This window comes from Pontibacter sp. HJ8 (assembly GCF_054824225.1).
The window spans coordinates 1-3898 of record NZ_JSYF01000370.1 but is presented as its reverse complement, the minus strand read 5'-3'; the positions used below and the strand labels follow the sequence as shown (position 1 = coordinate 3898).

3 protein-coding genes are annotated in these 3898 nt (G+C 50.2%); 2 read left to right on the top strand and 1 reads right to left on the bottom strand.

The genetic code is table 11. From position 1 onward, the window contains the following. Window positions 1-315: 315 nt before the first annotated feature. The gene (locus tag OB13_RS15725) at window positions 316-867 is read right to left on the bottom strand and encodes a 2'-5' RNA ligase family protein (protein ID WP_461491127.1); all 552 of its coding nucleotides are present in this window, start codon (window positions 865-867) and stop codon (window positions 316-318) included. Between the two features lie 244 nt (window positions 868-1111). On the opposite strand from OB13_RS15725, the gene OB13_RS15720 reads away from it, so the two are divergent. Further along, complete coding sequence (locus OB13_RS15720; RefSeq protein ID WP_461491126.1) at window positions 1112-3043, top strand: ABC-F family ATP-binding cassette domain-containing protein; 1932 nt, start codon at window positions 1112-1114, stop codon at window positions 3041-3043. Window positions 3044-3179: 136 nt separating this feature from the next. Then, on the top strand, window positions 3180-3737 hold the full coding sequence (locus OB13_RS15715) for a hypothetical protein (RefSeq protein ID WP_461491125.1): 558 nt from the start codon (window positions 3180-3182) through the stop codon (window positions 3735-3737). Window positions 3738-3898 lie beyond the last annotated feature (161 nt).

The window sequence follows — 3898 nt, the reverse complement described above, 5'->3', positions numbered from 1 at the left end:
CAGCAGCTCCGCCAGTTACAAACTGGCCTCTACTGCAACCACCAGTTACCGCTGCGCTCAAACTGGCGGTATACGCAGGTATAGGTATAGGTATAGCAGCTCACACCAGCAGGGAAAAAAGTGAAGCCGCACCGGCGAGGTGAAGTATAAGAAGAGGGTGCAAAGGGAGATATCTTACTGGAGCAGGTACTCAGCGCAGCGTGCAGTTGATAAGATCTGCCGAATTGTGCTTAGCTAAAAGAATCCTGCCGGTGTAGTTTAATCATTATGATTTGTGTTTCAGGCTGTAATACAAAAAGCAGCTCCGGCTATACCCTAGATAGTCAGTTCTTTCCGCCCGAAATGATATTCTTCATCCTTGAGAAAATAATCACCTGACTTCTGCAGAATCGTGAGGTTGTCAAGGGTAATTTCCCAGTTGAAATTATAGCTGCACAAAAAAGACAGAACAGGCCCCAGTGTCTCCCGTGTTGTGTCGCCAAGGGCGAGGGAAACATGCGGCAGCCACATACTGGGGTTGTAGTAGATGCCCATTTCGCTGCTCATTTCGGAGATGTCGCCATGCAGCTTGGTATGCAACAGGTTCAGGGGAGGCGTACGCAGCACAGGAATGTAAATCACAGGACATTCGCCTGGAAAGACGCCCAGACCCGTCGTGCGTATGGTGAAAGGTTCTGTTTCGCGACAGGTTTGCTCCAAGTACTCCCGCAGTTCTTCCATATCCGGAACTTCGGCTGTAAGCAGGGTGAGGTGCGGGTAAGGAGTCATTTTTACCCCGGTCAGGCCAAACTTCTTCTCCAGAAGTTCCGTCAGGTCAGTCACACGATCAGAATGGGATTGGTCAAGTAAAGAAGTAACCGCGATCATAAAAGTATTGTTTTAGTGCCGCTTTGCATGAAACAAGCCCTGCAACTTAAAAGCACAAAACTATAAAACGAAGTACTGTGCAGATTGTTTAGCTGCAGGCGCCTCTTTCTTCCTAAATGGCAGATTATATTTAGCTACCTCTAGAGCTGCGGGGGCAGGAGAAGGTATGCGCTATGTATGTTGCCACTTGTCTGCCAGATATTTCCCAAATTAAGTACCTTTGTGTTTTAGCATTCCAATTCACATGATTTCTATCAATAACCTCAGCTTCCATTTTGGTAGCCGCCCGATGTACGAAGATGCCAACCTGCACATCAAGCCGAAAGATAAGATCGGCCTGATCGGCCTGAACGGCACGGGTAAGTCTACGCTGCTCCGCATCATCGTAGGAGAGTACAAGCCGGATAGCGGCAGTATACAGATGGGCAAGGAAACCACGATCGGCTTCCTCAACCAGGACCTGCTGAGTTATGAAACACATGAAAGCATCCTTTCTGTGGCCATGCAGGCCTTTGATGAGGCGCTGAGCCTGCAGAAAGAGATCGATAAGATACTGATAGAGTTCGAGAATAACTTCCATGACGACCTGGTGGACCGGCTGGCCGCTTTGCAGGAACGCTTTGAGGCGCTGGGTGGCTATACCATGCAGGCCAATGCCGAAGCGATACTGGAAGGCCTGGGCTTTAGCACGGACGAGCTGCAGAAGCCACTGGCATCCTTCTCGGGAGGCTGGCGTATGCGAGTGATGCTGGCCAAGATCCTCCTCCAGAAGCCTTCGCTGCTGTTGCTCGATGAGCCTACCAACCACCTGGACTTACCTTCCATCAAGTGGCTGGAGAGTTACCTGGAGCGTTTTGAAGGTGCGGTTGTCATTGTGTCGCACGACAGGGAGTTCCTGGATAAGACCACCAACATCACTGTGGAGGTATCCAATTCCAAGCTGAATGTATACCCGGGTAACTACAGCTTTTATGTAGAGGAAAAGGTGATGCGCAACGAGATTCAGAAGGGAGCTTACGAAAACCAGCAGGCGCACATACGTCAGACTGAGCGTTTTATTGAGCGCTTCAAGGCCAAGGCCACCAAAGCCAAACAGGCGCAAAGCCGCATGAAGCAGTTGGAGCGCCTGGACCGTATCGAAGAAGTGGCACCCGATGCCGCCAAAGTGAACTTCAGTTTTAAATTCAACATACAGCCTGGCCGCCATGTTTTGCGCCTCGAACACATGAGCAAAGCCTACGGCGACAAGGTCATCTTCCGGGATACCAACGTGCACGTGGAGCGTGGCGATAAGATCGCCCTCATCGGCGGTAACGGCAAAGGTAAATCGACGCTGCTGCGCATCATCGCCGGCACAGAGCCGATCCAGGGCAAACGCGAACTGGGGCACAATGTGATCATGTCCTTTTATGCGCAGCACCAGTTAGAGTCCCTTTCGGTCGAAAACGAAATGCTGCAGGAACTGCAGCAGGCAGGCTCCGGCAAAACAGAAATGGAACTCCGTACCTTGCTGGGCTCTTTCCTGTTCACGGGCGACCAGGTTTTCAAAAAGATAAAGGTATTGTCAGGAGGGGAGAAGTCGCGGGTAGCGTTGGCCAAGACGCTGATCTCGGAGGCCAACTTCCTGATGCTCGACGAACCGACCAACCACCTCGACATGCAGTCGGTGAATATCCTGATTCAAGCGCTGGAGCAATACGAAGGTACGTTCATCATCATCTCGCACGACCGTTATTTTGTAGAGAATGTGGCCACCAAGATCTGGTACATCGAAGACTACCAGCTGAAGGAATATCCGGGTACCTACCATGAGTATGAGCAGTTCCAGGAGAAGCGGGAGAAAGAGGCCAAGAAAGTGGCTGCCGCAACACCAGTCCCTGTGAAGAAAGAGGAGCCGAAACCGAAGCGTGACAACGGCGAATACAATGCCCTGAATAACCAGCTAAAGCAGGTGAATCGCCAGCTGAGCGACGTGGAAAAGAAGGTGCAGCAACTGGAGCAGGAACTGGCCCAGTTCGAGGCGCAGCTGGCTGACCCAAAGGTATACGGCAACGTGAGCCTGCTGCAGGAAACCTCCCAGAAGTTTGAGGCGGTGCAGAAAGAACTGGCATCTACCAATTCGAAATGGGAAAACCTGATGCTCGAAGCGGAAGAGCTGGAAGGAAAAATGAGTTAAGTTAGCGAGTTAGAATATCAGTCAATCTATCAATTTACAAGACAGCAGCGGGGCTCATGCTCCGCTGCTGTTTTTGTATAGGGCAGCAGGGCTGCTGTGAAGGTATAGCCTGCCGGTACAGGCAATTACGATAAATTTGTTAGCTCATTTACACTATAATATTCATAAAATATGGTATTTTCGAAGCGTTTTTTATCTGCTTTTTATGAAAAAATTTTACTTTTTACTTGTTGCGGCCCTTCTGCTGGCCGGCTTTCTGAACCAGGCCAATGCCCAAAGCCCTGATGAGATTGTTGTAAAGCGGAAGAGCATTGGCGATGCCTACTTTATTTCGGGCCGGAAGCTGAGCAAAGAAGAGTTGATGTATGTGTTGGACAGCCACCCTGAGGCAAAGCAAGAACTCAGACTAGGGGCCCGGAATAAAATGCCAGCAGCTATTCTTAGCAATGCAGGTGGGTTTCTAGTAGGGTATCAGATTGGTAGTCTTATAGGGGGTGGCGAAGTTAACGGCACAATGGTCGTTATTGGAGGAGGCCTGGCAGCGCTGAGCCTTCCTTTTTCAGTGGCCATAAAAAAACGTGAACTGCGGGCTATAAGCCTGTACAATGCCGGGCTGGTTCAAACTGCAAAGCCATCCTATGAGCTCAGGTTGGGTTACGCTTCAAACGGGATGAGCCTGAAAGTCACTTTCTAATACCGGCTAGACCTGAGAAGGTACAACCAGCGCAGCTATTCTAATGGGCAGTACTATCTTCTTTCATTCAGATCCTGCATGGCTATGTAGCTGTGGCTTCTTCAGGTTTCAACCTGATGTTGTTGCATAGTTTCGCCTGTGCGGCGGGCACCTACTTTTTT

Excerpts from the sequence above, each read along its gene's own strand:
- OB13_RS15725 (WP_461491127.1), bottom strand. The coding sequence starts at position 867 with ATGATCGCGGTTACTTCTTTACTTGACCAATCCCATTCTGATCGTGTG.
- OB13_RS15720 (WP_461491126.1), top strand. The coding sequence starts at position 1,112 with ATGATTTCTATCAATAACCTCAGCTTCCATTTTGGTAGCCGCCCGATG.